Source organism: Arthrobacter sp. PsM3, assembly GCF_030433895.1.
In the GTDB taxonomy this organism is placed as follows: Bacteria; Actinomycetota; Actinomycetes; order Actinomycetales; family Micrococcaceae; genus Arthrobacter.
Genome location: NZ_JARUXE010000094.1, coordinates 1 through 2642 on the forward strand (window position 1 = coordinate 1; position 2642 = coordinate 2642).

Below are 2642 nucleotides of genomic sequence, written 5' to 3' on the forward strand. Positions count from 1 at the left end.
TCGAGAGCCCCAACCACCATGGTCGGGGCTCTCCCGCATTTAACCACCAAACCCCAAACCAAGTCGCGGCCTGGCACCCGGCGAGGCACCGACGGCCCGTCAACGGGGGAATTTCCTGCCATGGATCCAGGCAAGGAGCTCGACAGCCAGCCCGCCGCCAAGCGCGGCGGCGCCTGCCGCACACAACAAGTCCGCCGGCGGCAACGCGAGATGGAAGAAGTCCTGGGCGAGCGGCAGGTTGAGCAGGATCAGGAGGCTGGCGCACATCGCCAGCAGCACTGCCAACTTCTTCTGATCGAGCGGGCGGGAAACGACGGCGAGAATCCACAATCCGATCACCGACAGGGTCAGCACCGATGCCGACTGTAGCGGCTCCGGGGCTCCCCCGGCAGCGCCGCTGGAACGCGCGTACAGGCTTAACCCCAGCAGTGAAGCAGCGACGATAAGGCCGGCGGGGAGGGCGAAGGACAGCGACCTGCGCAGGAACCCCGGGCGGTAACGCCGGGTATTGGCCATTAGCGCCAGGAAGAACGAGGGAATCCCGATCGTCAGACCGTCCGTGAAGGACAGCTGGCGCGGCAGGAATGGAAACTGCAGGTTGAGCAGTCCGAAGCTGACGGCCAGTGCAATCGAATAGGCCGTCTTGCTGAGGAACAGCTTGGACACGCGCTCGATGTTGGCAATCACCCGGCGGCCCTCGGCCACTACACCCGGCAACCGGTCGAAGCGTCCATCCAGCAGCACCAGCCGGGCCACGGCCTTGGTGGCGGGTGCGGCGGAGTTCATGGCGATGCCAAGGTCGGCCTCTTTCAATGCCAGCACATCGTTGACGCCGTCTCCGGTCATTGCGACGGTGTGCCCGCGGCGCTGGAGCGCTGCCACCATGTCCTTTTTCTGGTCGGGGCTCACCCGGCCGAAGACCGTGTTGGCGCCCATCACCTCTTCAAGCAGCTGGGGGTCGGACGGAAGTTTTCGTGCATCGTAGCCGTCCCTGACGTCCAGCCCCACGGTCCGCGCAATTGCGGCAACCGTCCGGGGGTCGTCCCCCGAAATGATTTTCAGCTCTACGCCCTCCTCGCGGAAGTAGTCCAGCGTGTGTCGGGCATCGGGGCGGATCTGCTCCCGAAATGTGAGCACAACGACAGGTTTGACAACTGGCGGCAGTGTGGCGTCGTCGGCGGTAATGGTTGTGCCATCGGCGTAGGCCAGCACGACGGTTCGCAAGCCGGATTCGGCGAGCCGGCCCGCTTTGCCCAGAGCGGCGCTTGCCGCCGGTCCCGGACCTGCGCCGCCGGCCCTGTTCATCAGTACTATTTCAGGGGCGCCAAGGATCCACGAGCCTGAGGGATTCCTGCCGCCGTCGAATGTCACGGAACTCCACTTCCGGGCGGACGAGAAGGGAACCGATGAGACCGCGGCGCTGCCGCCGTCGTGCTCGAATGCCGTTTCGAGGCAACGCGAGGTTGCGTTTGCCTCCGGATCCGCGGCAAACCAGCCCAGGGCATGTTCCCAGCCAGGTTCAGCGGGTCCGGCCAGCTCATGGACGCCGTCGAAGATGATTCGGCCTTCGGTTAGTGTGCCGGTTTTGTCCAGGCAAAGGACATCCACGCGGGCCAGTCCTTCGACCGCGGCCAGCTCCTGGATGAGTACCTTGTCCGCGGCGAGACGGACCCCGCCGACAGCGAAGGCCACGCTTGAGAGCAGGACCAACCCCAGCGGAACCATGGCGATGACGCTCGCAATCACCCCCACCAGAGCGGAGGTCCAGGCGCCGCTGGCGATAGCCTGCTCCCAACCACCCCTGGACTGCATCTCGCCGTTGGCTACTATCAGGGCGACCGGGAGCAGCGCCCAGGTGAGCCAGCGCAGGATCCGGTCGAGACTGTTGCGGATCTCGGAGTTGACCAGCGAGAACCTCTTCGCGTCGGCGGCGAGCCTGCTGGAAAACGAGTCAGCGCCCACCCGGATCACTCTTGCGGTGCTGCGTCCAGCAACAATGATCGAGCCGGAAAGCACCTCGGTCCCTGCCTCCTTATCAACGGGGTCCGACTCCCCGGTGAGGAGGGATTCATCGGCCTCCAGGCCGCCGCTCTCGAGGACGGAAGCATCGGCCGTGACCTGGTCACCGGCGCGCAGGACCAGGACGTCGTCCAGCACAACCTCTGCCGTGGGGATCTCCTGCACGGTGCCGTCACGAAGCACACGCGCCAGCGGGGCTTCGAGCACTGCCAGGCGGTCGAGGGACCGCTTGGCGCGGTACTCCTGCACGACGCCGATGACGGCGTTGCCGGCTGCGGCCAGGCCAAATAGCGCATCCTGCCAGCTGCCCAGCAGGAGCAGGAGGACGAAACTCGTGCCCACGATTGCGTTGAACAGCGTCAGTACATTGGCCCGAACGATCTGCCAGAGGCTGCGGCTGGTTGTATCCGGTACGCGGTTCGCAAGTCCCTGACTCATGCGGGAGGCGACATCGCCGCCGGACAGGCCGGCGGCGGCTGGCCCGGACACGCGCCGGTGCAGCAAGTCTGGTCTGTGGCGCCGGCGTTCTGCCATCACCTCCTGATCGTAACGGCAGGGGCCCCGGAAAGCAGGTGATGGAGCCCACAGGGGCGGGTTTTTGTTGTTTGGGTGTGGGGGAGGGC

Annotated in this window: 1 protein-coding gene; it reads right to left on the reverse strand. The window is 65.8% G+C overall.

The window, feature by feature from the left end; all coding sequences use genetic code 11:
• Window positions 1-99: 99 nt before the first annotated feature.
• Complete coding sequence (locus QCD75_RS21685) at window positions 100-2457, reverse strand: HAD-IC family P-type ATPase (RefSeq protein WP_301231596.1); 2358 nt, start codon at window positions 2455-2457, stop codon at window positions 100-102.
• Window positions 2458-2642: the final 185 nt, after the last annotated feature.

Bases quoted from the DNA above. Each gene is read 5' to 3' on its own strand.
- QCD75_RS21685 (WP_301231596.1), bottom strand. From the start codon at position 2,457: ATGAGTCAGGGACTTGCGAACCGCGTACCGGATACAACCAGCCGCAGC.